General features: G+C 72.5%; 22 protein-coding genes. 8 read left to right on the top strand and 14 right to left on the bottom strand.

Annotation, left to right across the window (positions count from 1 at the left end; all coding sequences use genetic code 11):
- Positions 1-74: 74 nt before the first annotated feature.
- The 3 genes from GA0070561_RS29810 to GA0070561_RS29800 all read right to left on the bottom strand — a co-directional run bounded on the left by GA0070561_RS29810 (position 75) and on the right by GA0070561_RS29800 (position 3,304).
- Complete coding sequence (locus GA0070561_RS29810; protein WP_091407999.1) at positions 75-950, bottom strand: hypothetical protein; 876 nt, start codon at positions 948-950, stop codon at positions 75-77.
- A 158-nt stretch (positions 951-1,108) separates the two neighbouring features.
- Positions 1,109-2,785, bottom strand: a complete 1,677-nt coding sequence (locus tag GA0070561_RS29805; RefSeq protein WP_091407990.1) for a CocE/NonD family hydrolase — start codon at positions 2,783-2,785, stop codon at positions 1,109-1,111.
- Between the two features lie 3 nt (positions 2,786-2,788).
- On the bottom strand, positions 2,789-3,304 hold the full coding sequence (locus GA0070561_RS29800) for a MarR family winged helix-turn-helix transcriptional regulator (protein ID WP_091407987.1): 516 nt from the start codon (positions 3,302-3,304) through the stop codon (positions 2,789-2,791).
- Positions 3,305-3,427: 123 nt separating this feature from the next.
- Here GA0070561_RS29800 and GA0070561_RS29795 point away from each other — a divergent pair, with 123 nt between their 5' ends.
- Positions 3,428-5,554 (top strand): MMPL family transporter, encoded by a 2,127-nt coding sequence (locus tag GA0070561_RS29795; RefSeq protein ID WP_091407984.1) that lies wholly within the window; start codon positions 3,428-3,430, stop codon positions 5,552-5,554.
- A 45-nt stretch (positions 5,555-5,599) separates the two neighbouring features.
- Here the strand turns inward: GA0070561_RS29795 and GA0070561_RS29790 are convergent, their stop codons facing one another.
- Positions 5,600-6,475, bottom strand: coding sequence for a lytic transglycosylase domain-containing protein (locus GA0070561_RS29790; protein WP_091407981.1), 876 nt, complete (start codon positions 6,473-6,475; stop codon positions 5,600-5,602).
- Positions 6,476-6,509: 34 nt separating this feature from the next.
- The gene (locus GA0070561_RS29785) at positions 6,510-7,931 is read right to left on the bottom strand and encodes a DedA family protein (RefSeq protein ID WP_091407978.1); all 1,422 of its coding nucleotides are present in this window, start codon (positions 7,929-7,931) and stop codon (positions 6,510-6,512) included.
- A 133-nt stretch (positions 7,932-8,064) separates the two neighbouring features.
- Between GA0070561_RS29785 and typA the strand changes: the two genes are divergently transcribed.
- The 3 genes from typA to GA0070561_RS29770 all read left to right on the top strand — a co-directional run bounded on the left by typA (position 8,065) and on the right by GA0070561_RS29770 (position 11,675).
- Positions 8,065-9,933: a translational GTPase TypA gene (gene typA / locus GA0070561_RS29780; protein ID WP_091407975.1), complete on the top strand. Its 1,869-nt coding sequence runs from the start codon at positions 8,065-8,067 to the stop codon at positions 9,931-9,933.
- Between the two features lie 112 nt (positions 9,934-10,045).
- Positions 10,046-10,897 carry a serine hydrolase gene (locus GA0070561_RS29775; RefSeq protein WP_091407972.1) on the top strand — a complete coding sequence of 284 codons (852 nt, stop codon included), beginning with the start codon at positions 10,046-10,048 and terminating at the stop codon, positions 10,895-10,897.
- 76 nt (positions 10,898-10,973) lie between these two features.
- Positions 10,974-11,675 (top strand): lysoplasmalogenase, encoded by a 702-nt coding sequence (locus GA0070561_RS29770; protein WP_091407969.1) that lies wholly within the window; start codon positions 10,974-10,976, stop codon positions 11,673-11,675.
- Here the strand turns inward: GA0070561_RS29770 and GA0070561_RS29765 are convergent.
- Complete coding sequence (locus tag GA0070561_RS29765) at positions 11,644-12,441, bottom strand: tyrosine-protein phosphatase (protein ID WP_091407967.1); 798 nt, start codon at positions 12,439-12,441, stop codon at positions 11,644-11,646. The two genes, GA0070561_RS29770 and GA0070561_RS29765, sit on opposite strands and share 32 nt — an antisense overlap.
- Positions 12,442-12,485: 44 nt before the next feature.
- Here GA0070561_RS29765 and GA0070561_RS29760 point away from each other — a divergent pair, with 44 nt between their 5' ends.
- Positions 12,486-13,583 (top strand): mandelate racemase/muconate lactonizing enzyme family protein, encoded by a 1,098-nt coding sequence (locus tag GA0070561_RS29760; protein WP_091407964.1) that lies wholly within the window; start codon positions 12,486-12,488, stop codon positions 13,581-13,583.
- Between the two features lie 59 nt (positions 13,584-13,642).
- On the top strand, positions 13,643-14,566 hold the full coding sequence (locus tag GA0070561_RS29755; protein WP_091407962.1) for a C40 family peptidase: 924 nt from the start codon (positions 13,643-13,645) through the stop codon (positions 14,564-14,566).
- A gap of 55 nt (positions 14,567-14,621) precedes the next feature.
- Here GA0070561_RS29755 and GA0070561_RS29750 read toward each other — a convergent pair whose 3' ends face one another.
- From GA0070561_RS29750 to pnuC, 3 genes are all read right to left on the bottom strand, one after another.
- Complete coding sequence (locus tag GA0070561_RS29750) at positions 14,622-15,620, bottom strand: TerC family protein (protein ID WP_091407959.1); 999 nt, start codon at positions 15,618-15,620, stop codon at positions 14,622-14,624.
- Positions 15,621-15,933: 313 nt separating this feature from the next.
- Complete coding sequence (locus GA0070561_RS29745; RefSeq protein ID WP_244166490.1) at positions 15,934-17,052, bottom strand: AAA family ATPase; 1,119 nt, start codon at positions 17,050-17,052, stop codon at positions 15,934-15,936.
- Positions 17,049-17,705 carry a nicotinamide riboside transporter PnuC gene (gene pnuC / locus GA0070561_RS29740; protein WP_091407956.1) on the bottom strand — a complete coding sequence of 219 codons (657 nt, stop codon included), beginning with the start codon at positions 17,703-17,705 and terminating at the stop codon, positions 17,049-17,051. Before pnuC ends, GA0070561_RS29745 begins: the two co-directional genes overlap by 4 nt.
- A 117-nt stretch (positions 17,706-17,822) precedes the next feature.
- Here pnuC and GA0070561_RS29735 point away from each other — a divergent pair, with 117 nt between their 5' ends.
- Positions 17,823-18,116: an antibiotic biosynthesis monooxygenase family protein gene (locus GA0070561_RS29735; RefSeq protein ID WP_091407954.1), complete on the top strand. Its 294-nt coding sequence runs from the start codon at positions 17,823-17,825 to the stop codon at positions 18,114-18,116.
- Between the two features lie 123 nt (positions 18,117-18,239).
- On the opposite strand, the gene GA0070561_RS29730 is transcribed toward GA0070561_RS29735, so the two are convergent.
- From GA0070561_RS29730 to uvrB, 4 genes are all read right to left on the bottom strand, one after another.
- A complete protein-coding gene (locus tag GA0070561_RS29730) occupies positions 18,240-19,097 on the bottom strand; it encodes a helix-turn-helix domain-containing protein (protein ID WP_091407951.1) in 858 nt (285 codons plus the stop codon).
- 195 nt (positions 19,098-19,292) lie between these two features.
- The gene (locus GA0070561_RS29725) at positions 19,293-19,661 is read right to left on the bottom strand and encodes a VOC family protein (RefSeq protein WP_091407948.1); all 369 of its coding nucleotides are present in this window, start codon (positions 19,659-19,661) and stop codon (positions 19,293-19,295) included.
- A 152-nt stretch (positions 19,662-19,813) separates the two neighbouring features.
- On the bottom strand, positions 19,814-20,623 hold the full coding sequence (locus GA0070561_RS29720; protein WP_244166489.1) for an AraC family transcriptional regulator: 810 nt from the start codon (positions 20,621-20,623) through the stop codon (positions 19,814-19,816).
- A gap of 82 nt (positions 20,624-20,705) precedes the next feature.
- Entirely contained in the window at positions 20,706-22,814 is a 2,109-nt protein-coding gene (gene uvrB, locus GA0070561_RS29715) for an excinuclease ABC subunit UvrB (RefSeq protein ID WP_091407946.1), read from the bottom strand.
- A 206-nt stretch (positions 22,815-23,020) separates the two neighbouring features.
- Here uvrB and GA0070561_RS29710 point away from each other — a divergent pair, with 206 nt between their 5' ends.
- A complete protein-coding gene (locus GA0070561_RS29710) occupies positions 23,021-24,976 on the top strand; it encodes a hypothetical protein (RefSeq protein WP_091407943.1) in 1,956 nt (651 codons plus the stop codon).
- An 8-nt stretch (positions 24,977-24,984) separates the two neighbouring features.
- On the opposite strand, the gene coaE is transcribed toward GA0070561_RS29710, so the two are convergent.
- Positions 24,985-26,166 carry a dephospho-CoA kinase gene (gene coaE / locus GA0070561_RS29705; RefSeq protein WP_091407941.1) on the bottom strand — a complete coding sequence of 394 codons (1,182 nt, stop codon included), beginning with the start codon at positions 26,164-26,166 and terminating at the stop codon, positions 24,985-24,987.
- Positions 26,167-26,252 lie beyond the last annotated feature (86 nt).

Here is a 26,252-nt window from a genome sequence, read left to right as displayed (position 1 = left end):
GCAATATCTATTGCCCAACAGTCGTTGCGGAAGTGCCAAGAGGGACGGCCCGGCGGCCTCGGGCCGCCCCTCGCTCAGGCGACCAGCCGGCGGGCCAACTCGTCGGCGACCTGCTTGGCCATGGTGGGCGGGATGGCTGCGGCGATCTTCTCCGGCGTCAGCGAGGCCAGGACGCCCTGGACGATCGCCGGCTCATCGGTGAAGTCCCGGTTGGACAGCGCGGTCAGCGCCGCCTGCAACGCGCTCACCTGGGCGGCGAGCGACGTCAGCGTCGGGTGCGCCGAGACGAAGTTCGGGACGGTGGCATCCTCACCCATCGCCATCCGGGTGTAGATCTGCCCGATCGGGTTGCGGCCGTCCAGCACGGTGAGGTTCTTGTGGACGGTGGCCAGCCAGTTGTGTTCTTCGGGGGTCATGTCGTCGTCCTCCAGGAGTCCGATGGAGCTGAGGTAGCGGCGGAACAGGGGCCGCTGGTCGCGGCCCGCCTTGATGGCGTCGCGAAAGAAGCTGAAGTGGGTGTGCCAGCGGTGGGAGCTGTCGCCGCTGGTGCGCTTGCCGAGGCGGTCCCATCGCCTGACCGTGGTGCCGTCGGGGCTGTAGATGATCTCCCGGATGTCCCGGGTGTCGGCCGCGTTCGCGGCGCACTGGGCGACGCACCAGACCGAGAAGCTGGGCAGCGTGTTCGTACGGCCACCGGAGCGGACATTGAACTGGCCGACGTCCAGCGCCGCCGCGTCGAGGGTCAGCCCGGCCCGGTCGCGGGGCGACTCGACCACGGAGTAGTCGTTGGTGACGACCCGGTCCGATCCGCAGTGGTAGCCGCCCCGGTGGGCCGAGTCGCCGACGATGCCGACCTCGCCCGGGTCCAGGTCGTCTGGCCCGGGGGCGTTGTCGAGGTGAGTGAGGAGCAGGCTTCGGACGGCCAGAAGATTAGCCGGGGCCCGGGTCATGGGGTCCCCCTTTCCGAGAGGCGGGGACCGGGCACGACGTCACACCGCGTACGCGGTGCTGGGCTTGGGGCGAGCCCGGCCTACTGGTGCACGGCGCCGGGCGTTGACTCAACCATAGCCCGCAGTTTCGGCAAACGCCCAGCTCAGGAGGGGTCTGTTCAAATTGGAGGTTGTGGTGGGGCAGAGTGGACGATCGGCAGCAGCAGCGCCGACGGATGCGCCGGGTCGTGCAGAACCTGCCGCCAGCCGGCACGCAGCGTCACCGCTGTGCCGAGCGGCTCCCCGGTGCCGGGGTTGCGGGCCCATCGTGGATGGGCGCCGCCGGAGACCTGCACCCGCAGTCGGTGCCCGGCGGCGAAGCGGTACGCGGTCGGCCAGAGCGGCACCGGAATCCGCAGCGCCCCGGAGGAATCGGCCGGGAAGCGCTCGGGGGTGACCCGCACCAGGCCGTCGCACACGTTCCACGAGCGACCCCGGCGGTCCACGTCGCACAGACGAACGAAGACGTCCAGGTACGGCAGATCGCTGCGGACGTGGATCTCGGCGCGGACCGGGCCGATCACCTCGACCGGCGCGGTCAGTGGGGCGCTGGTGTAGGTCAGCACGTCGGGGCGGGCCTCGACACGCCGGTTGTCGACCGGGCCGGCCCGTTGGGCGACGAGCAGTGGACCGCCCAGCGACGGGGTGGGGTCGGCGGGGTCGTAGCGGAGTGCGTCCGGTGCCGACGCGGCAGGTGGGCGTGTTGCCAGCTCGCCACCGGGTTGCAGGTGCCAGGCGGTCTCGACCGCCGGGGGTGGCCAGTCCGGCAGGTCCCGCCAGCCGCCGCCGGCGCCGCTGACATGGATGCGCACGGGCGGCCGGGCCGGTCCCGCCGGGACGGGCGATCGCGGCGCGGCCGGTAGGTGCTCGTCGAGCCAGGCCAACCCCTCGCGCAGCGCGGCCACGAACAGTCCGGGGCTGCCGTGCGTCCACGGGCCGATCACCAGACGCGGCGGTGTGCCGGCGGCACGCAGGACGGCGTGGTCGTCAAGCTGGGCGGGCAGGAAGATGTCGTGCCAACCGGTGACCATGACCACCGGGGCCCGCACCTTCGCGACCTGGTCGGCGAAGACCCGGGTCCGCCAGTACGCGGCCTGCGGGGTGTGGTGGCGCAACCACTCCTGGAAGAACGGGATGGTCGCGCCGGTGGCCACCCGGTCGGCGTCGGTCAGGGGCAGGTGCTCCAGCGCGGCGGCCAGCCGGGGTTGTCCGCGCTTGAGTTCCCACTGCCGGGCCAGCCACGGCACGGTCTGCGCGTGCAGCAGCTCCGCCCAGGTCAGCACGGTGTCCAGGGCGAAGGACTCCCCGGCGTACGTCGAGTCGCGGGTGGCCGAGGCGGTCACCACGGCGACCATGGCGCGCAGCTCCTCGCCGGCGTCGGCGGCCAGGGCCCACTGGGCGAAGCCCTGGTAGCTGACCCCGAACATGCCGAGTCGCCCGGACCACCAGGGCTGGCGACGAAGCCAGTCCAACGTGTCCGCGCCGTCGTCGCGCTCGTGCACCAGCGGGGCGAAGGTTCCATCGGAGCCGCCGGTGCCCCGGCACGACTGGATCACCGCGTGTCGACCCCGGGCGGCGAGCAGCCGGCCGAGCAACCGCAGCGGTCCACCCCGCCCGTACGGGGTGCGGATCAGCACGGTCGGTGCGCCGCGGACGGCCGGGGCGTAGTGGTCGGTGCGCAGCACCACACCGTCGCGGGCCCGCACCGGGAGGTCACGGCTGACCCGCACCAGGCCGGGGCGGGTCGGTGGCAGGCGCAGCGCGGCGCTGGCGAGGCGGGTGACGAGGTCCGGCACCGGTCAGCCCGTCGGGCGGCGGGGTGACTCCGGCCGGGCGGCGCGCACCGCGTCGCGGTGCCCCCGCAGCGACTCGCTCATCTCCGCCATGAACCGGTGCACCACCTCCAGCTCGTCCTCGCTGAAGCGGGCCATCACCGTGTCGGTGCGGGCGCCCAGCGGCCGGAAGAACTCCATGGCCAGGGCAGCGCCCTGGTCGGCGTAGTGCAGCAGCACCTTGCGCCGGTCGACGGTGTCCCGGTCGCGGCGGATGTGCCCGGCCCGTTCCAGCCGGTCGATCAGGGCCGTGACCGAGCCGGAGGAGAGGTTCAGCTGCTCGCCGAGACGGCCGGGGGTGATCGGGTCACCGAGCAGCTCGGCGTCCATCACCGCGATCAACGCCTGCAGGTCGGTCGGGTTGAGGCCGTGCAGGTTGGCGAAGGCGTGGCCGACCTGCTGGGCGTCCACCGCGTACCGCCGGAGGTTGTTGGTGATCTCCGCGACCAGCTGCTCGCGGCGCGTGTCGCGCCGTCGGTACATGCCGTGAGTCGCCACCTCGCGCCGCTCTTCCCATCGTCGGTCCCCCGGGTTGCAGCATAGAACAGCCCCGGATAATCTCGGCTATCAAGATACTCGTCTTTCGAAGGACCTTGAGGTCACCTGATGTCTGTGTTCACCAGAGTCGCTCGTGGCCGGCTGGCCGCCTGGCTCACCGTGGCCGCCGCGATCGTCGTGGGCGCGGCCGTCTTCGGGACACCCCAGCCGGACAACCCGGCGCCGGTCTCCGCCACCGGCCTGTCCGTGCAGTGGCAGTCGACCCAGGTGCAACGTCTCCAGGATCAGCTGCCGTCGCGCGACGTGCAGCCGGCCATCGTGGTGATCAGTCGTGGTGACGGCGGCGCGCTGAGCGAGACCGACCGGGCCAGCGTCGGCGCTCGCGCCGACGACCTGCGCCGCTTCGCGGTGGGTGGGCAGGTCAGCCCCGCTCAGGTCTCCCCGGACGGCGCGGTGGCCCTGGTCGCCGTGCCGCTGGACACCGCCGGCGGGCAGGAGGTCGTCACCGACACGGTGACCCAGCTACGCGCCACCCTGGCGGACCTGCCCGGCGGGCTGACCGCCGAGGTGACCGGCGCCCCGGCGTTCACCGCCGACCTCTCCTCGGTGTTCGACGGCGCCGACGTCACGCTGCTCGTGGTGACCGCCGCCGTGGTCGCGCTGCTCCTGCTGATCACCTACCGCAGCCCGTTCCTGTGGATCGTGCCGCTGGTCGTGGTCGCCGCCACCGAGCAGCTCACCCTGCGCGCGGTGGACGTCATCGTGCCGGGCGTCGGCATCAACCTCCAACAGGGTCAGGTCACCGGCATCGCCAGCGTGCTGGTCTTCGGTGCCGCCACCGACTACGCGCTGCTGCTCATCGCCCGCTACCGGGAGGAGCTGCGCCGCGAGGAGGACCGGTTCGCGGCGATGCGCGCCGCGCTGCGCCGCACCGCGGAGCCCATCCTCGCCAGCGGCGGCACCGTCGTGCTCGGCGTCCTCACCCTGCTGCTCAGTGAGCAGGAGACCAACCGGGCGCTGGCCGTGGCGTGCGCCACCGGTGTGGTCTTCGCCATGCTCTCGGCCCTGTTCGTGCTCCCCGCCGTGCTGGTGCTCTTCGGTCGCGGCCTGTTCTGGCCGTTCGTACCCCGGGTCGGCGGCCCGGTGCGCGAGGGTCGGCTCTGGGGCCGACTCGGCGCCGCCGTGCAACGCCGCCCGGTGGTGGTCGCGACGCTGGCCACAGTGCTGCTCGGCGGGCTGGCACTGGGTGGGCTCGGCATCCGTACCGGCCTGTCCGAGACCGAACAGTTCCGGGCCGAGCCCGAGGCGGTGACCGGGGCACAGACCCTGGCCAGGGCCTTCCCCGCCGGCAGCACCCAACCCGTCGCCGTGATCACCACTCCGGCGGCGGTGCGGGCGGTCACCGACGCCGCCACCGCCGTACCCGGTGTCGCCTCGGCGCGCCCCGGCGACGCCGGCGCGGCCGTCGCCCAGGTCGACGTGGTCCTCGACGCCGAACCCGGCACCACCGCCTCGGACCGCGCGATCGAGGCGCTACGGGCGGCGGTCGCTGCCGTCCCCGACTCCGCGCCGCCGGCCGCCGCCGGCGCCGACGCCCCGTCCGGGGCGATCGTCGGTGGCTCCGTGGCCGCCACGTACGACTCCGACGAGGCCAACGACCGGGATCTGCGGCTCATCCTGCCGATCATCCTGCTGCTGGTCGGCGCCGTGCTCGTGCTGCTGCTACGCGGTCTGCTCGCGCCGCTGCTGTTGGTGCTCACCGTGATCGCGTCGTACTTCGCCAGCCTCGGCGCGGCCTGGTTGCTCTTCGACCACGTGCTGGGCTTCCCGGCCCTGGACAGCGGTGTGCTGCTGCTCGCCTTCGTGTTCCTGGTGGCGCTCGGCGTGGACTACAACATCTTCCTGGTCACCCGGGCCCGGGAGGACGCCCGCACCGCCGGCACCCGCGCCGGGATGCTCTCCGCCCTGCGGGTCACCGGCGGTGTGATCACCAGCGCCGGAGTGCTGCTCGCCGCGGTCTTCGCCGTGCTCGGTGTGCTGCCGCTGATCACCCTGACCCAGATCGGGATCATCGTCTGCATCGGTGTCCTGCTCGACACCCTGCTGGTCCGTACGGTCCTGGTGCCGGCGCTGGCGTTTCTGCTCGGCGACCGCTTCTGGTGGCCCGGCCGCATCACGCGCGACCCGGTGCAGGCCACGCCGCGCTCACCCGAGCCGGTCGCCGCGCACGACTGACCGACTCGTCGGGGCCGTGGCGAAGCCGCCACGGCCCCGACGAGGTCAGTAGGCCAGGCAGACGCACTCGCTCATCAGCGCCCGCACGTTGCGCACGTACGACGGGTTGGGGATGGCCAGCGGCTTTCCCTCCTGCGCCACCGCACCGTGCCCGAAGTTGTACGCGGCGATGACGGCGTTGAGCAGGCAGGAATTCAGCTCGCTGGTGCACAGTGCCGGGTCGAGCCGGAAGTCGGACTCGAAGTACATGTCGCCGATGTACTTCGTCGCCCAGGCCAGGTAGGTGGCGCCGAGGTAGGCGTTGTCCTGGTAGTCGTCGATCTGGTAGCTCTTCTCGAACCGCTGGTTCATCCAGGTCGCGGTGTCCGGCATCACCTGCAACAGCCCGACCCCACCGTCGCAGGCGTAGATGTTGGACTGCCAGCCGCTCTCCTGCCACGCGGTGGCCTTGAGCAGGTTGAGCGGGATCTTGATGTCCGGTGCCGAGACCGGCCAGTAGGTGCGGCTGGCCGCGTCGGTCAGTGCCGCCTTCACCTCGGCCCGGGTCGCCTGGGTGCCCTTGTAGGTCGGCTTGCAGGAGCTCGGCGCCGGCTTCGGCGGCGCCGGCGGAACCTCGGTCTCGGTGGGCGGCTTCGCCACCGGGCGCGGCTTCGGCGCCGCCCGGGTCGGCTTCTTCGTCGGCTTCGCCTTCGGGGTCGCGCTACGACTCGGCGCGGAACCCATCGATTCCACGGCACTCACCGACGGGCTCGGCTCCCCGCTGACCTCGTCGGACGGGGCATCGGTCGACCCGTCGGTGACGGCAACCGGCGCGGCCAGGCCCGATGGGCTCTCCCCCTTCGCGGCGCAGCCGACCAGCGCGCTCGCCAGCAGAAGCCCGGCGAGCACCGCGGCGCCCAGCCGATGGGTGCGTCGAACCATGCCGTTGCCTCCCCCGTGTGATTGTCGCCGCACCCTAACAAGGTTCGACCGGGCGGCGGTGCCCCTGCGACGGCCGCCCGGCGGCCTGGTCCACCGGGGGTTGACCGTTGCCCACCGCCCGGTCCCGGGTCGCCCAGGCGACCATGAACACCACAGTCCAGAGCACCCCGAGCAGCACCGCCGCGGCCGTCCCGCTCGCCGTGTCCAGTCCGAGGTAGAGCCGCGCGCCGCCGATCCCGAGCACCCCCGCCGCCGCGGCGGTCCAGGCGGCCACCGCCACCGGCCAGCGGGCGCTGCGCGACACCAGCCACGCCAGGGTGCAGAAGCTCGCCGCGACCACGGCGTTCTGGGTCGAGAGCGGAGCCACCTCACCGCCGCCCGGGGCGGTCCCGTTCGGGCCGGTCAACTCGGCCACCACGGCCAGCACCACCAGCGGCACGAACGCGCCCACCGTGCCGACCACGCTGAGCAGGTCCGCCCGCCAGGGTCGGTTGCGCCACGCCAGCACCGCCGCCACCAGCGCCACCAACAGGATCAGCACCGACCCGCGCACCACCGACACCACGACCAGTGTGGCGTCGGCGGCGTCCGGGGTACGCCGGGCCGCGAACCACCCCGCGATGGCGCCGTCCAGCGCGGCCAGCCCACTGTTGCGGACCGCCACCGCGAGCAGACCGGCGATGGCGAGCCCGGCGGCGAACAGCAGCAGCAGCCCGGCGGCCAGATTGAGCAGCAGCGTCCAGGCTGGGCCGATCCGCATGGCCACCAGGAAGAACAGCACCCCGTAGCGGGCGGTGAGCCACCGCACCGGGGGCAGGGCGCCGGCCCGGGACAGCAGCGCGCGCACCGGGTCGGGGTTACGGCCCAGCCACCGACCCACGAGCACCACACCCACCAGGCCGGCCAGCAGCAGGAACGCCACCCCGGTGGCCCGGCCGAGAAGCCGGGAGACCGTGTCGTACGACTCACCCGCGAGGTGACCGAGCAGCACCGAGCCGCCCACCCAGGTCACCACTCCGGCCAGGTTCCAGAGGGCGAACCGCCGGTACGGCATACCGGCCGCACCGGCCAGTCGGGGCACCAGGGTCCGGGCGAAAGCCACCCATCGGGCGGCGAACACCCCCCGCCCACCCAGGCGGGCGAGCATGGCGTCGGCCCGGGCCCACCGCTGCGGCCCGACCCGGTGACCCAGCCCGGCGCGCAGCCGGGAGCCGTACCGCCGTCCGGCGCGAAAGGCCAGCCCATCGCCGAGGACCGCCGCGACGATCATCGCGAGCAACGCCGGCCCGAGCCGCAAGGTACCGTTGTAGGTGAGGAAGCCGACGAGCAGCAGGGTAGCCTCACCCGGCACGAGCAGGCCGAAGATCACCGCGGTCTCGCCCGCCACGATCAGCGCGGCGACCAGGTAGATCCACAGGGTGGGCAGACCCTGCACCCAGGTCAGCAGGTCGTGCACTCAGGCCCCCGGGACACGGGTGCCAGCATGCCAGCCGGGGGAACCACCAGCACAGCGGTTTCACCATAGATCAGGGGCACCTGGGGGTGACCCCGACGCAGCCTGCGCGAGCGCAGGCGGAAAGATAGAGGGTATGCAGCTTCGCACCGACCTCCGCAACGTCGCCATCATCGCTCACGTCGACCACGGCAAGACCACCCTGGTCGACGCCATGTTGCGGCAGGCCGGCGCGTACGGCGCACGCGGCGAGAACACCGAGCGGGTGATGGACTCCGGTGACCTGGAGCGGGAAAAGGGCATCACGATCCTGGCCAAGAACACCGGCGTGCGTTACCTGCCGGCGGACGGCTCCGACCCGGTCACCATCAACATCATCGACACCCCCGGCCACGCCGACTTCGGCGGCGAGGTGGAGCGCGGCCTGACCATGGTCGACGGCGTGGTCCTGCTCGTCGACGCCAGCGAGGGCCCGCTGCCGCAGACCCGCTTCGTGCTGCGTAAGGCGCTGCGGGCCCGGATGCCGATCATCCTGGTGATCAACAAGGTGGACCGTCCGGACGCTCGGATCAAGGAGGTCGTGGACGACACCTACGAACTCTTCCTCGACCTGGACGCCGACGAGGAGCAGATCGACTTCCCGATCGTCTACGCCTGCGCCCGCGACGGCATCGCCTCGCTGACCCAGCCCGCCGACGGCTCGGTGCCCGACGACAGCACCTCGCTGGAGCCGCTGTTCCGCACCCTGCTGGACACCATCCCGGCACCCTCGTACGAGGAGGGCGCGCCGTTGCAGGCCCACGTCACCAACCTGGACGCCTCGCCGTTCCTCGGCCGGCTCGCGCTGTGCCGGGTCCGCCAGGGCACCATCAACAAGGGTCAGACGGTGGCCTGGTGCCGCACCGACGGCAGCACCCAGCGGGTCCGCATCTCCGAGATGCTGATGACCGAGGGCCTGGAGCGCACGTCGGCCGAGACCGCCGGCCCGGGCGACATCATCGCCGTCGCCGGCATCCCGGAGATCATGATCGGTGAGACCCTCGCCGACGTCGAGAACCCGGTCGCGCTGCCGCTGATCACCGTCGACGAGCCCGCCATCTCGATGACCATCGGCACCAACACCTCGCCGCTGGTCGGCCGGCTCAAGGGCTCCAAGGTCACCGCGCGGATGGTCAAGGACCGGCTCGACAAGGAGCTGATCGGCAACGTGTCCCTGCGGGTCCTGCCCACCGAGCGGCCGGACGCCTGGGAGGTGCAGGGCCGCGGCGAGCTGGCGCTGGCCATCCTGGTCGAGCAGATGCGCCGGGAGAGCTACGAGCTGACCGTCGGCAAGCCGCAGGTGGTCACCCGGGTAATCGACGGCAAGACCTGCGAGCCGGTCGAGCGGCTGACCATCGACGCCCCGGAGGAATACCTGGGCGCGATCACCCAGCTCCTCGCCACCCGCAAGGGCCGGATGGAGCAGCTGGTCAACCACGGCACCGGCTGGATCCGGATGGAGTGGCTGGTGCCGGCGCGCGGCCTGATCGGCTTCCGCACCGAGTTCCTCACCGACACCCGGGGCACCGGCATCCTGCACCACGTCTTCGAGTCGTACGAGCCGTGGTTCGGCGAGCTGCGCACCCGTAACAACGGCTCGCTGGTCGCCGACCGGGCCGGCGCGGTCACCGCCTTCGCGATGACCAACCTTCAGGAGCGCGGTCAGCTCTTCGTCGAGCCCACCACCGAGGTGTACGAGGGCATGATCGTCGGGGAGAACTCCCGCTCCGACGACATGGACGTCAACATCACCAAGGAGAAGAAGCTCACCAACATGCGGCAGTCGACCTCCGACGAGACCGAGAAGCTGGTCCCGCCGCGCAAGCTCACCCTGGAGCAGGCGCTGGAGTTCTGCCGCGAGGACGAGTGCGTCGAGGTCACCCCGGCCACGGTGCGCATCCGCAAGGTGGTGCTCGACCAGCAGCTGCGGGGCCGGGCCACCGCCCGCCGCAAGCACGCCGGCTGACCCACCAGCACCCGACACCGGGCGCGTCGGCCGCTTGCGGCCGACGCGCCCGTCGTCTTTCCCCCGACGGCTACCCGAGCCCACCCCCGCTTGATCCGCTACGGTCACCGGCATGACCTGGGATGATCTCGACGCCCACCTGGACCGGGTGCCCGGCACCGTCTCCGCGTACGTGGGGCGGCTCGCCGCTCCGCCGACCTGGACCCGCCACGCGGACGCCGGCCACTACGCCGCGAGCACCATGAAGGTGGCGGTGCTCGCCGCGCTGCACCGCGCCGCCGAGGCCGGCACCCTGGACCTGGACGCCCCGGTCCCGGTCGTCAACCACTTCGACTCCGCCCAGCCCGGCGCGCCCCGCTTCGCCAACGCGCAGTCCTACGACAACGACGACGCGGTCTGGGACCGCATCGGCGGCACCGCGTCGCTGCGCTGGCTGGCCGACCGGATGATCGTGCGCTCCAGCAACCTCGCCACCAACCTCGTCCTCGGCCACGTCGGGCTGCCCGCGGTCGCCGAGGTCTGGGCGCTCGCCGGTGCCCGCAACAGCGTCACCGGCCGCGGCATCGAGGACTTCGCCGCCCGCGAGGCCGGCATCACCAACACGGTCACCGCCGCCGACCTGGCCGCCCTGCTCGGCACCCTGGCCACCGGGGCCGACACCCCCGGCCCACTCGCCTCACCGGCCGCCTGCACCACCATGCTGGACGTCCTGCTCGCCCAGGAACACCGCGAGGACCTCGCCGCCGGCCTGCCCGAGGGCACCCGCATCGCGCACAAGAACGGTTGGGTACGCGGCGTGCGCCACGGCGCCGGCGTGGTGCTGCCCGACGACGCCCCGCCGTACCTCATCGCCGTCTGCACCACCACCGAGCTGGCCGGGGGCGACGACCAGGTCGAGGACGACGCCTGCCTGCTGCTCGCGCACATCTCGGCGCAGGTCTGGGCCGCCCGCCACCACCTCTGACCCGACAGCCTCGGCGGCGAGGCCAGCGCCCCCGACTGCGGCTAAGCTGCTCGGCACCCCCACCCCGGAGCCGCAGATGCCCCGCAGTCGCACCGTGCTGATCGCCTTCCTCGTCGTGACGGCCGCGAACCTGCTGGCCAACGCCACGGGCGGCGGCCTGGCCCTCCTACTGACCAAGCCGCTGCTCATGCCGCTGCTGGCCGCGTACCTCTGGCGGGTCAGCGCCGAACGCGCGGCCCGACCGGACCGGCTGCTGCTCGCCGCGCTGGCCTTCGCCACCGGCGGCGACGTCGCCCTCATGATCGACGGCACCGGCTGGTTCCTCGCCGGCATGGCCTGCTTCCTCGGCACGCATCTCTGCTACCTCGCGGCCTTCACCCGACACGGCGCCGCGACCGCGCTGCGCCGCACGCCGCTGGTCGCCGTCCCCCTGGGGTACGCGGTGCTGACCGTCGTCGCGCTGACCTGGATGTGGGCGGGGCTGACCGACGTCGGGCTGGCCGTACCGGTGGCCGGCTACGCCATCGCGCTGGCCGCCATGGCGAGCACCGCCGCCACCCAGGGCTGGCGGGTCGGTCTCGGCGCCGCGCTCTTCCTCGGCTCCGATTTGCTGATCGCCGCCGGGGTGGCCGAGGTGGCCCAGCCACCCGGCGCGCCGGTGCTGGTCATGGCGACCTACGCCGCCGGCCAGGCACTGATCGTCACCGGCCTGGCCGCCCGCCTCGGCGCACCCCCGCAGGCACCTGTCACTCCAGCAACTGCGCCCGCAACGCCCTGAGGTCGGAGTCGGTGAGCCCCAGCCCGTCGCGCAGGTACGCGTCGAACGAGCCGTGCACCCGACGCACCTCGGCGTAACCGGCGTCGAGATATTCGGCGCGGACCTCCAGCACCGGCAACACCGCGTCGACGTCCAACTCGGGATTCCGCCGGCGCATCGCCTCGACGATCACCGCCCGCAGGCTGTCGGTCAGCTCGTTGTTGCGCAGGTAGTCGGCGCGAATGGCCGCCTCGTCCACCCCGAGCGCCGTCAACAGGATGACGGTCAGCCAACCGGTGCGGTCCTTGCCGGCCGAGCAGTGGTAGAGCAGCGGCAGATTCTCCGGCCGGGACGCCAGCCGCACCGCCTCGGCGAAACCGACCCGCGCCGACTCACCGGTGACGAACCAGCGGTAGATCGCCGCCATCGCCCCCGCCGTGCCCTGCCGGGCCAGCTCCGCGTACGCGTTCAGGTCGTGACCGAGCAGCACCGCCGAGACGTACGTGAAGACCGGATGCTCCGCGTCGTGCACCGGCAGGCGCACCACCCGTGGCTCACCGGCGAACCGGTCCTCCGGCGCGACCGCGATCTCCGAGGCGTCGCGCAGATCCACCACGCACGCCGGCCCCAGCTTCGCCAGCACCGGTAGGTCCTCGTCGGTCAGCCGACCCAGCGCCGGAGTGCGGATCAACTGGCCGACCCGGACCCGCCGCCCGTCCGCGCCGACGAGCCCACCCAGGTCACGCGCGTTCGGTGCACCCACCAGCTCCCAGCCCTGCCCGGTCATCCGGTCTCCCCTCCCGCGGTGAACCTCCGTATAGGGTGCCTCACATGACGATCTCGGCGGTACGCACCCACCGGGTTTCCGCCCCCTTACACACCCCATTCGTCACCGCGCTACGTCGTACCACCACAGTGGACACCCTGGTCGTCGAGCTTGTCGACAGCGACGGCCGGTCCGGCTTCGGTGAGGCGCCCCAGGTCTGGCAGGTCACCGGCGCGTCGGTGGCCGGCGCGCAGGCGTGCGTCCGCGAGTTGCTCGGCCCACAGCTGATCGGCCGCGACCCGGACGACCTGGTGACCCGTTGCGCCGAGGTGCAGCGCGCCGTGGTCGGCAACGAGGCCGCGAAGGCCGCAGTGGACGTCGCCCTGCACGACCTCGCCGCGCGGCGGCTGGGCGTACCCCTGGTGCGGTTGCTCGGGGGCACCACGCTGCGGGTCCCGACGGACGTGACGCTGGCGGCGGGTGACGCGGTGGACCTGGCGGCCGCGGCACGGCAGCGGCAGGCCGACGGCTTCGGCGTGCTCAAGTTGAAGGTCGGCACCGACGCGGCCGGCGACCTGGACCGGGTGCGCGCGGTACGAGCAGCCGTCGGCCCCGGCACCCGGATCCGGCTGGACGCCAACCAGGGCTGGACGCCCCGGGAGGCGGTCCGGGTGATCCGCGGCATCGAGGACGCCGGGCTCGACGTGGAGTTGGTCGAGCAGCCGGTGGCCCGCTGGGACCTGGACGGGCTGGCCTGGGTCAGCGACCGGGTGTCCGTGCCGATCCTGGCCGACGAGGCGGTCTTCGGGGTTCGTGACCTGGTGGAGGTGATCCGTCGCCGGGCCGCCGACCTGGTGAACGTCAAGCTGGCCAAGTGCGGTGGGCTGCATCCGGCCCGTACCCTCCTCGACCTGGCCACCGCGCACGGGCTCGGCACTGTGGTCGGCTCGATGATGGAGAGCCAGGTCGGCATCGGGGCGGCGGCGAGTCTGGTCGCCGCGTACGGCACCACAGCGGTCGCCGACCTGGACGCCGCCTGGTGGCTGGCCTGGTCACCGGTGCAGGGTGGCATCCGTTACGACGGGGCGACCGTGGTGCTGCCGGACGCCCCTGGCCTGGGCATCTCCGGCCTCGCTGAAGCAAAAGTGCAGACTCGTGGTTGATGACCGTCGGTTTCTTTCATAGGGTTCCCCTGGACAGCCGACACGATCTGGGGGTTGACGTGGAGCTGCAACCGGGCCGCGAGGCCGTCGTCCGGGTCGCCGTGGCGACGCTGTGGACCTCCCCCGAGGCAGTCCGCCCGGTCGACCGTCCGGCGCTGACCGCCGGCGCCGACATCCGGACCTGGGTCTCGGGCATGGACACCGACCAGCAGGTCGGCGACTGCGTGCTGAGCCAACTCCTGCTCGGCGAACGGGTCCTCATCAGCGAGCTACGCCCGGACGGCTGGGCCCGGGTCGTCGCCGTCGAACAACCAGCCGCCAAGCTGGACCCCCGCGGCTACCCAGGCTGGCTCCCCGCCGAGCAACTGGCCGTTCCCGACCCGGCCCACACCAGCATCGATCATCCGCTGGTGGTGGACGCCACGGTCACCGGGCTGCACGCCGCCCCGAACGGGCCGGTGGCGCTGCCCGGCGTCGTCGTCGGCACCCGGCTCGTCCCGGCCGGCCCCACACTCGACGACTGGCGGCCGGTACACGTCCCCGGCCGGGCCACGCCGCTCTGGCTGCCGGACGGGCACCTGGTCCCGTCCTCGGCCGCGTCGCCGACCGCCGAGCAGGCGCTCGCGGTGGCACAGCGCCTGCTGGACGTCGTCTACATCTGGGGCGGTCTCTCCGCGCACGGCATCGACTGCTCGGGGCTGGTCCATCTGGCCTGGCGGCGGTTCGGGGTGCTGCTGCCCCGCGACGCCGACGACCAGGCCGTGGCCACCACCCCGCTGTCGTTGGGCGCGGAACGCCCCGGCGATCTCTACTTCTTCGCCCGACCCGGCCGCAAGATCCACCATATCGGCATCGTCACCGCCGTCCCCGGCGACGACGGCCAGCGCCGGATGCTGCACGCCTGCTACCGGCGGCGGCGGGTCATCGAAGAGGAACTGCCGGCCGACCGGACCGCCACGTTGGTGGGCGCGCACCGGGTCTAGGGCGACACACGCCCTTCACCGGCCGGGCGCGTGTCCGCACCCGGCCGGTGACCGGTCAGTGTCGGGCGTCGGCCAACTCGCGACGCCGGTCCCGGGAGGACTTGATCAGGCTGGCGGCGGTGGCGGTGCCCAGGGTGCCGATGATGACCAGCAGCGACAACCAGATCGGGATGTGCGGCGCCCAGCCGACGTGCTCGCCACCGTTGATGAACGGCAGGTTGTTGTCGGCCAGTGCCTCCAGCACCAGCTTGACCCCGATGAAGCCGAGCACGACGGCCAGGCCGTAGCTCAGGTAGATCAGCCGGTCCAGCAGGCCACCGAGCAGGAAGTAGAGCTGCCGGAGGCCCATCAGCGCGAAGACGTTCGCGGTGAAGACCAGGTACGGCTCCTGGGTGATGCCGAAGATCGCCGGGATCGAGTCCAACGCGAAGATCAGGTCGGTGGTGCCGATCGCGATCATCACGATCAGCATCGGGGTGAACAGCCGCTTGCCGGCCACGTGGGTGGTGAGCTTCGCGCCGTCGTAGTCCTTCGAGATCGGCAACGCCTTGCGGCTCCACCGGATCAGCACGTTCTCGGAGAACTCGTCCTCGTCCGGCTCACCCTGCCGGGCCAGGTTCACCGCGGTGTAGATCAGGAACGCGCCGAAGATGTAGAAGACCCAGGAGAACTGCGTGATCAGCGCCGCACCCGCAGCGATGAACCCGCCGCGCATCACCAGCGCCAGCACGATGCCGACGAGCAGCACCTTCTGCTGGTACTGCCGGGGCACCCCGAAGCGAGCCATGATGATCACGAAGACGAAGAGGTTGTCGACCGAGAGGCTGTACTCGGTGAGCCAGCCCGTGTAGAACTGGCCGGCGGCGCTGGCCCCGGAGGTCAGCCAGACACCCGCACCGAAGAGCAGGGCGAGGCCGACGTAGAAGCCGACCCAGAGGCTCGACTCCCGCACACTCGGCTCGTGCGGACGCCGACCGATGATCAACAGGTCGACGAGCAGGACCGCAGTCAGTGCGACAAGCGTCCCCGCCCACACCAATCCGGACACGTCCAACGTTCATTCCTCCGGCAGACACGCGGCGTCGGGCACACCGTACGCCCCTGCGGGAGCCGGCGTGCCGCTGTCGCTCACTCTGGTGACTGTCGGAGGTCTCTTCCGCCGTCGCCCCGGTGCGGGGCGGCGACCTACGGGGCCGGGTCGGGCCGCCGTGGTTCCGGCGATCGACCGTGCTGACGACTCCGTTGCGGGGGAATACTCCCCTCCTCGTTGACCATTGTTGCCCACCACGCCCCGTGATCACACCCCGGGCATCCGGTGGCGCCGGACACCGTTCGCCGTGTCACACCCGCTAGGGCTTCCTAGGAGGCTAGTGCATATCGGGTGCGGCGATCGGGTCGGTGAGCGACCAGCCTGCGGCGAGCAGGTCGTCGCAGGCCCGCACCGCTCGGGCCAACCGATCGGCGTGGGATCCGGCCAACTCCACCACCGGCACCCCGCACCCGGCCAGCTCGGTCCGGAAGCGCTCGGTCATCCAGGCCCGCAGGTGCTCACCGTCGCGCAGACCGTCATCGGTGAACGGCACCCCCCGGTGATCAGTCAGCAGATACAGCGCCGGCCGACGCGCCGCCGCCCGTACTTCCTCCGACGTGCTGCCCAGGTAGCGCTCCTCCCACACCGCCGTCGCCCGCGCGTCGGTGTCGCAGACCAGCAGCGGCCCGCTCGTCCGGGCCGCCGCGTCCTCGGCCGCCTGCTGCTCGCGGACCACCGCGCGGAAGTCATCCCGGTCCCAGGAGACGTCGAAGACGGTCGCCTCCGGCGTTCGCTCCCGCAGCCGGGCCAGCTTGCGCGCGGTCAACTCCCGGCCGTACTCCGGCACCCAGGACGTGCCGTAGTGCCCGGCGAGCGCCGCCGCCATCGTCGTGGTCCCGGTCGACTCGGCCCCGACCACCACCACCCGCCGGACGAACCACGCCCGCACCGGCGGGCTCAGCCACCGCCAGTGACCCGCCGGGTCCGCGCGCACGGCCGTCCCGGACACCGGCACGGTCCGCCGATCCGGATCCACCGACACGGGTACGGCGTGGAAGCGGCGCGCCAGCTCGGCGCCGTACGCCTCGGAGGAGAAGACCGCGTCCACCGACCCCGACCCGACCGCCTCGCGGAACACCGCGCAGTGCGCGTCCCAGACCGCCGGATCGGCGTAGTCCACCGGGTGGTCGTCGTACCGGCCGACGAAACGGACCCACGGCGTGTCCGCGTGCACCTCGCGCAGCCAGTCCAGGCGCAGCGGGAGCGCAATGGACTCCCGACGCGAGGGCGCCACGACGACTGTCACCTCGGCGCAGCGGGCGGCGGCGGCCCGGATCAGCGCGTGGTGCCCGGCGTGCGGTGGATAGAACTTGCCCACCACCATCCCGTGCCCGAACTCCGCCGAGCGGGCCGGCGCGCGTGGTGCCGGCGCACGGCCGGACGTCTCGGCGTTCACGCGGTGACCGGGGCCGGGCCGGGCGGGACCGCGCTCGGCCGGTCGGCCCGACGCAGGTCGGCGCGCCAGGCCCGCAACCCGAGTACGCACAGGGCGAGGAAGACCAGGTAGAGGACGGCCGTCAGGTGCAGCCCCTTGTACGCGTACAACGGGATGTAGATCAGGTCGGCGGCGATCCAGAGCCACCAGCTCTCCACCCGCTTGCGGGTCTGCCCATACGTGGCCAGCAGGGACAGCGCCGTGGTCAACGCGTCCGGCAGCGGCACCGTCGAGTCGGTGGCCCGGTCCAGCAGCAGCCAGAGCGCACCGGTGAGCAGCAGCCCGACGGCGGCCAGCGCCAGCCATTCCCGCCGCCCCGTGCGGCTGACCGTGAGCCGGGTGCGCCGCTCGCCCCCGAACAGCCAGTGCCACCAGCCGTAGCAGCCGAGCGCGACGTAGACGACCTGGAGCCCCGCGTCGGCGTACAGCCCGGCGGTCCAGAACAGCACCATGAGCAGCAGAACGTTGGCGATGCCGATCGGCCAGTTGGCGATCTTCTGCCGGGCCACCAGCCACACGTTGAGCACACCGGTCGCGAACCCCAGCAGCTCCGCCCAGGTGGTGCCCGTACCGGCCACCCGAAACGCGGTGCCGGTGAGCCAGTCGATGATCACGAGGCCACCCTAGGGTCTGTGTCAACGCCCTCGGTCGAGCCGAGGCGGAGTCCAGGCAGTGGTCCGGCACAGACCCGCGACACCGCCGGCCCCGACCGCCGTGGGAGGCTGTCCGGCATGGTTCTTGAGGTCGCGCTGATCGACGTACTACCCGGACACGAGGACGCTTTCGCCGCCGCGTACGCCGAGGGTCACCCGGTGCTCGCCGGAGCGACCGGCTGCCGGTCCGTGCGGATGACCCGAGGAATCGAGTCACCGAGCCGCTTCGTGCTGCTCGTCGAATGGGACTCGGTCGAGGCGCACGAGAAGAACTTCCGGGCCACCGAACGGTTCGACAAGTGGCGGGCGCTGATCGGGCCGCACTTCGCGGGACCGCCAGTGGTCGAGCACTTCCTCGACGTACCGGCCTGAGCCGAGCTGTCGTACCCCACGGTTATCGTGCCGGGCGCACGCGCCGGCCGCCGGTCCCGACGGGCTCGGGGGCGCCGGGCCCGGTGGCCGCGCGGCGCGTCACCGTCGGCACCCCGTCAACCGTTACTCGCCGACGCGGCGGGCCAGCACGGTGACCGTCTCCTCCGGTGACAGCGCCGCGGCCAGCAGCGCCCCGGTCATCCGTTCGTAGCGGTCCACGTCGAGCACTGTGGCCAACCGGACGTCGGTGGTCAACGCCTCGAGCATGACCGTGCGCGGGTCCGCCGGGTCGGGAAAGGCGTAGCAGGAATACGGTGTGAGCGGATGCAGCCCGCCACCGGCCGATCCGCGTGGCAACAGCCGCACCGTGACGTGGGACAGGCCGGTCACCGCGACCAGATGACGCAGCTGTTCACGCCAGACCGCCACCGGCAGGTCACCCGGGTCGCAGACGGCCTCGGCGAGCACCGCCGTGTAGCGCGGCGGGTAGGCCCGCCGAAGCACCTCCTGCCGCAGTGCCCTCGCGCGCACCTCGGCCTCCACGTCGACCTCCGGCGTGAGCTGGGCGCCGGCGGTGACCAACACCCGGGCGTACGCGGGCGTCTGGAGCAGTCCCGGCACCACCGACGGCTGGTACTCGACGATGTCGGCGGCGCCGGCCTCCAACTCGGCGTAGGTGCGCTGCCGTTCGCTCATCTCGCCCAGCGTCTTCCACCAGCCTCGACTGGTCGCCGCGTCCCGGGCGATGACGATCAGCGCCTCCCGGGCGGGCGTGGGCACCTTGTAGACATCCAGCAGATCGAGCACGTCGGCGAGGTCCGGGCGACTCTGACCCAGCTCGATGCGGGACAGCTTCGACGTCGAGGCCCAGCCCAGCCGGTCGCAGACCTGCTCCAGGGTCAGCGACTCGCGCCGACGAAGTTGGCGCAATTCTGCGCCGAGACGTGCACGTCGAATGACAGGACTTGTTGGCAGCGGCATCCCGGCCTCCCCACCGAGGGAGACTACGCAGGACGATCACCCAGTGCAATAGCACGCTCGCGCACCGCAATCAGGGCATTCGACGCCGCCGGCCGGCCGGGCCAGCCCGAACACACCGTTTCCGCAGTTCAGTGCGGTTCCAAGCCGCTCAGGCTGGTCCCGGCGGGCCGCCCGTCCCCGGTCAGCGTGGCCGGCTCAGGGTCGGTACGTGCCGAAGGACCAGACGTTGCCGGCCAGATCGCGGGCCGAGTAGTCACGGGAGCCGTAGTCGGTGTCGAAAGGCTCGCGGATGATCTCGGCGCCGGCCGCGCGGGCCTGGGCGCAGTGCGCGTCGACGTCCGGCACGGCCACGTAGACCGACCACTCGTCGTCGGCCGGCCGGGGCGGGGCGTCGGCCCGAGCACCCAGCATGATCATGCCGGTGTCGAGGACCAGCTCGGCGTGCGCGACCGCTCCGTCCGGCGCCTCGTGCACGGCATGCACCCGGAAACCGAAGGCGGCACCCAGCCAGTCGATCGCGGCGCGGGGATCGGGATAACGGAAGATTGGATAGATGGTTCGCATGACCCGATTCTGCGGCCGGCGGCGTGGCTCCGGATTGGACGAATGTGACCTCGGCGGGTCGCCGGTCCGGCTCCGGTCGGCTCGGCGGGTCGCTGGCCCGGCTCCGGTCGGCTCGGCGGGTCGCCGGTCCGGCTCCGGTCGGCCGGCGGTCGTCAGCGGCCGGAGAGCAGCGCGGCCGGCGTGGCCCCCGCGAACTCGTGGAAGTCCCGGATCAGGTGGGACTGGTCGTAGTAGCCGCAGCTCGCCGCCACGGCGGCCCAGTCGACTCCCCGCCCGACCCCGCCGGCCTGGGTCGACGCGGCGTGAGCCCGCTGAAAACGCAGCAGTCGCGCGGCCATCTTGGGCGGCAGCCCGACCTCCTGCCGGAACCGGGACGCGAGGTGCCGGCGGCTCCAGCCCAACTCGTCGGCGAGCACACCGACGCTCCCCCGCCCACCGCTGGCGGCCAGCCACCGCCACGCCCAGTCGAGCCGCGGGTCCACCGGCGGGGCCGCCGCCAGCCGGGCGGCGAGCACCCGGTCGAGCAGGTCGAACCGGTCCGACCAGCCGGGGGCCTCGGCGAGCCGGCCGCGCAGCCGATCCAGCCAACGGCCCGGGAGCTGCCCGACGTCGACGGCCCGGTTGGTCAGCTCACTCAGGGGCAGACCGAGAAGCCGGCGGGCGGTCAGGGGGGCGAGCAGCAACTCGATGCCCTCTCCCACGCCCACGGTGCGCGTGGTGCACCAACTGTCGAAGGTGCCGGCCACGAACGAGTCGACCGCGGTGACGCCGCGCTGCGCGCTACGCGGGTCGGTCACGTCCAGCGGAGCGCCCCAGCCCAGGATCAGCACCACGAAGACGCCCGCCGACTCCCGGCGGACCAGTGGCACGTCCGCCCGTTCCCGGTAGCCCACGTACCGGTCGACGAACGGACGCAGGCTGGCGCCGGGCACCCCGAGGACCATCTCGCCGATCGGCGCCACCGCCGTCAACCGTGCCCGCCCTTCACGTGCCCCGGCCGGCCGGGCCCAAGCGGAGCGCTGGGCGGGGCCGACCGGGTGGCCGTCACTTCACGCCGGCGGCGTCCATGCCGCGCAGCTCCTTCTTCAGGTCGGAGACCTCGTCGCGGATCCGGGCCGCCAACTCGAACTGAAGCTCGCGTGCGGCGGCCAACATCTGGTCGTTGAGCTCCTGGATGAGCTGGGCGAGGTCGGCGCGGGCCATCCCCTCCCGTGAGGTGGTGCTCGCGGCGGACCGGCTCCGGCTGCGGGTCTCCTTGACCGGCGCCTTACCTCGGGAAAGCTGACGCACCGCGCCACCGACCCGGGAGTTCTCGGTGTCCTCCGCCTCGCGGTAGATGTCGTCCAGGATGTCGTGGATCTTCTTACGCAGCGGCTCCGGGCTGATGCCGTGTGCCTCGTTGTGCGCGATCTGCTTGGCCCGACGCCGATCGGTCTCGTCGATCGCCGCCGCCATCGACGGGGTGATCTTGTCGGCGTACATGTGCACCTGGCCGGAGACGTTACGGGCCGCCCGCCCGATGGTCTGGATCAGCGACCGACCGCTGCGCAGGAAGCCCTCCTTGTCGGCGTCGAGAATCGCCACCAGCGACACCTCGGGCAGGTCCAGACCTTCGCGGAGCAGGTTGATGCCGACGAGCACGTCGTAGTCGCCCTTGCGCAGCTCGCGCAGCAGCTCCACCCGGCGCAGCGTGTCGACCTCCGAGTGCAGGTAGCGCACCCGGATGCCGTTCTCCAGGAGGTAGTCGGACAGGTCCTCGGCCATCTTCTTGGTCAGCGTGGTGACCAGCACCCGCTCGTCCCGGTCGGTCCGCAGCTTGATCTCGTGCATCAGGTCGTCGATCTGGCCCTTGGTCGGCTTGATCACGACCTCCGGGTCGACCAGACCGGTGGGTCGGATCACCTGCTCGACGAACTCGCCCTGGGCCTGCTCCATCTCCCAGGTGCCGGGGGTCGCGGAGAGGTAGACCATCTGGCCGACCCGCTCCAGGAACTCGTCGAAGCGCAGCGGCCGGTTGTCGGCCGCGCTGGGCAGCCGGAAGCCGTGGTCGATGAGCATCCGCTTCCGGGACGCGTCGCCCTCGTACATGCCGCCGATCTGCGGGATGGTCACGTGCGACTCGTCGACCACGGTGAGGAAGTCGTCGGGGAAGTAGTCGAGCAGGGCGTGCGGTGGGCTGCCGGGCAGCCGCCCGTCCATGTGCATCGAGTAGTTCTCGATGCCGGAGCAGAAGCCCACCTGCCGCATCATCTCGATGTCGTAGGTGGTGCGCATCCGCAGCCGCTGCGCCTCCAGCAGCTTGCCCTGCCGCTCCAGCTCGGCGAGACGCTCGGCCAGCTCCACCTCGATGTCACGGATCGCCCGTTCCATCCGCTCCGGACCGGCCGCGTAGTGGGTGGCCGGGAAGATCACCAGCTGGTCGACCTCGCGGACCACGTCACCGGTCAACGGGTTGAGGTAGTAGAGCTTCTCCACCTCGTCACCGAACAGCTCGATCCGGATCGCCAGCTCCTCGTACGCCGGGATGATCTCCAGCGTGTCGCCGCGGACCCGGAAGGTGCCCCGCTGGAAGGCCATGTCGTTGCGGGTGTACTGGATGTCGACCAGCCGGCGCAGCAACTGGTCGCGGTCGAGCTCCTGCCCGATCTGCACCTTCACCGCCCGGTTGAGGTACTCCTCCGGAGTGCCCAGGCCGTAGATCGCCGAGACGGTCGCCACCACGATCACGTCGCGGCGGGTGAGCAGCGACATCGTCGCCGAGTGCCGCAGCCGCTCCACCTCCTCGTTGATCGAGGAGTCCTTCTCGATGTAGGTGTCGGTCTGCGGGATGTAGGCCTCGGGCTGGTAGTAGTCGTAGTACGACACGAAGTATTCGACCGCGTTGTGCGGCAGCAGCTCGCTGAACTCCTTGGCCAGCTGCGCGCAGAGCGTCTTGTTCGGGGCGAGCACCAGGGTGGGGCGTTGCAGCCGCTCGATCAGCCACGCCGTGGTGGCGCTCTTGCCGGTGCCGGTCGCGCCGAGCAGCACGGTGTTGCGGTCGCCGCGCCGAACCCGACGCTCAAGCTCATCGATGGCCGCCGGTTGGTCGCCGGCCGGCTGAAAATCACTGACGACCTGGAAGCGGCTGTCCAGCCGGGGAATGTCGAGCGCCATGCCATCAACGGTACGCCGGAGGTCCGACAGGAACGGCCGTCACGGGAGGTACGTGATCAGCTTCAATATTCCCATTGTGTGGCCCATGTCACCGGGACTACCCTCTTCATGTAGGCCGCTCGCGGCGGCCGACCGGGCCGGTGGCCAGGCCGACATCACGGCCAGTCACCCCCGGCACAGCGGTCGCAGCACCCGGCTCGTCCGGCGTGCGCACCCGTGTGGTCGCGCTCGAGGCGCAGACCGGCCGCCGCGAGCGCCCCTGCTCGTCACCCCGGTGCCTCCCCGCCCGTTTCATCTCCGTGGACACCTCTCCGACCCCGGCGCCCGACACCGCCCGCACCGCCACACCCCCGCCGGACGACCCGGGCACCGCCCGCACCGCCACACCCCCGCCGGACGACCCGGGCACCGCCCGCACCGCCACACCCCGGCCGGACGACCCGGGCACCGCCCGCAGCGGGCGGCACCGCACCGGCCCGGCCGGCAGCGCCTCGGCGGCCAGCCGGACCCCCAGCGACACCGGAGGTAGGCCCACGGCCGGCCGGACCAGCGGCGGCGCGCGCCGGGCCACCGCCGGCCGCAAGACCGACGACACGCGGCGGGCCGCCGCCGATCGAAGCCTCGCGGGAAACCGCGCGACCATCCGCCGCGACGACACCCCGGAGACCGCCGACACCACCGAGGCCGCCGACACCACCGGGCCGTCCTCGGCCCGCCGTCGTCGACGTACGGTGCTGCTGTTGCTCGGCCTGACGGCGGTGACGTCCGCGACGGCGCTGGTGCTCGGGCTGTTGAGCTGGGCGCCCGACCCGCCCGAGCCGGCCCGGCCGCTGACCCTGACGGAGGGCGAGCGGCTGGCCGCCGTGCGGGTCACCAACCTGCGCGACCTTCGCGCCGGCGTACGGGTCACGGCCGGCACCGGCGCCGCCCGCATCGAGCTGGTGGGCTGGGTGGACTGGTCCCGGTCACTGCTCTACCTCGACGTGGGCGGGCCGGGAGCGGGTGCCGAACGCGGGCTCTTGCAGAAGAGCGGTCCGGTGCTGGTGATCCGGCCCGATCCGGCGGCGGTGCCCACTCCCGCCGCCCCACCACTGATGCCCCCGACGGACCAGTGGCGGCTGCACCGACTGGCACCCGGGGCGCATCTGGCGCCGGTGCTCGACCTGCTCCTCGATCTCGCCGCCGACCGCCCCGACACCACCACCCGGACGGCACCGCCCGACGGGGCGCGTTGGATCACCCGGGAGACCGTGCCGGCCGGCCCACGGGACGTCATACAGGCGCCACTGCCCGCCGGCGCGCCAGCCGCCAGCACGGCCATCGGCGCCCCCAGCGCCGTGACGCCCGCCCCGGAGGGACAGACCCGGTACTGGCTCGATCAGGACGCCCGGCTGCACAAGCTGGTGACAGTGCTGCCCGGCACCGGTCCGGTCACGATGATCTTCAACCGCGCGGACCGGCCGACACTACGGCCGGTGGACGCACTCGGCGGCCGCCCCGGTCTGCCCCGCGCGCTGACCGACGCCGAGCAGCGTCGGCTCGACCGGCTGCCGGCCCGGCTCCGCACCCACGGCGGTGCCACCGTGACGCTGACCGCGCCGATGGGCACGGACACGAACCTGCGGGGCGCCGGCTGGTTGAGCTGGACCGCGCGTACCGCGTATCTCGCGGTCGCCGACCTGGGCGTACCGAATCGCCGGACCCTGCTGCGACGCGACGCCGCCGGGATGGCCCGGGCGGACCTGCCGGCGGCGGACGCCGGCGGCGGCACCGCGGAGGCGCCGGCCCGGCCGCCGCTGCCACCCCCGGCCGGAGGATGGCGGATCTCCCGGCCCGGCCGGGACGACCTGAGCGTGCTGGTCGACGCCGCAGTAGCCGCCGGGTCGATCGGGCAGCGCGGCGCGGCCGTGCGGGTACGCGAGGACGTTGCCGCCGGACGGACCGTGGACGTCATCGAGTCCGGTCCGGCAGACGCGCGGCTGCGGTACTGGCTCGACCGGGACGGGTCGCTCCGCCGGCTCGAGTTGCAGACCGACGCCGGCGCGTGGGCACACCTGGATCTCCAGCCCGCCGTCGTGCCCCGACTGGCTGCCAACCCTCGGCCCACCGCCCCTCGACCTTCGGCGCCTCGGTCTCCGACCCCTCGGCCCCGTGCCCGCTGACCGATGCCTCAGGGGCGCCAGCCGGTCTGCGCGGCCCACTGCTCGGCCCGCAGGTACTCCTCGTCGAACCACGGGTTGCGAGCCGTGCCGGAATCACCGGCCTCCGGTGCCGCGTCGACCAGATCACGCTTGAGCAGTAGGTACGTGGCCCGCTGATCCGGGTCGGCACGCAGGTGATCACGCATCAGCAACGCGTACCGCCAACCCGGCGAATCCGCCACCCGCACGTGCAGACGAACCGGGCGGGCCGGATCCGCACTGCCGTGCAGCCGCTTCTCCCACCGGCCCCTACCGGCCGGGCGCGGGTCGTCCCACCACTGCCCCGGCACCCGCGGAAACCCGGCGCTCGCCAGCCGATCGGTCAACGGCCCGTCGGCGTCGGCAAGGCTGGCGACCGCAACCTGAACGTCGATGACGTTCTGGGCGGCCAGGCCGGGCACCGCCGTCGAACCGATGTGATCGATCCGTAGGGCATCCGAGCCGAGCGCATGCTGGATCCGGGCGGCCAGCCGCGCGTACTGCTCCGGCCAACTCGCGTCGGCCCCGGCCGGCTCGGCCGCGTCCGGCGGGACCACCCGCCGCTGACGCAGGTTGTCCTCGTAGGGCACCAGCCGCTGCTTCCAGAGCCTGTCGACGGCGTCGTGCAACGCCGTCAGGCTCCCGTCGTTGGTCAGCACCACGTCCGCCGCCGCCCGGCGGCGGGCGTCGTCGGCCTGGGCGGCGATCCTCCGCTCCGCCTCCGCGCGACCCATCCCCCGGTCGCGCGCCAGCCGCTCCAGTCGGGTCGACACGGCCGTCTGCACCACGACCACCAGGTGGTACGTCGGCGCGAGACCCACCTCGACCAGCAGCGGTACGTCGTTGACGACTATCGCGTCGGGTGCCGCCGCGGCGGCCAGCTCCGCGGTGCGGGCCCGGACCCGGGGATGGGTGATCGCCTCCAGCCGACGGCGGGCGGTCTCGTCGGCGAACACCACCGCTCCCAGTGCGGCACGGTCCAGTGCGCCGTCGGCATCCACCACCGCGTCGGAGAAGGCGGCGACGATCTCGGCCAGCCCCTCCGTACCCGGCGCCACCACCTCCCGGGCCACCCGGTCGGCGTCAATCAGCACCGCGCCCCGCTCGACGAGCCGCGCGGCCACCGCGCTCTTGCCTGACCCGATCCCGCCGGTCAACCCCACCCTCAGCACCCGAACAGTCAACCGGATCGACAAGCCCGCCGCCAAACCCACCCACGGCCCGGCGACCTCCCAACCATCCCGCCCCGGCCGCAACC

This window comes from Micromonospora saelicesensis (genome assembly GCF_900091575.1).
Taxonomy (GTDB): Bacteria; Actinomycetota; Actinomycetes; order Mycobacteriales; family Micromonosporaceae; genus Micromonospora; species Micromonospora saelicesensis.
Note: the sequence above shows the minus strand (reverse complement) of the source record. Positions and strands in the feature narration are given on the sequence as shown.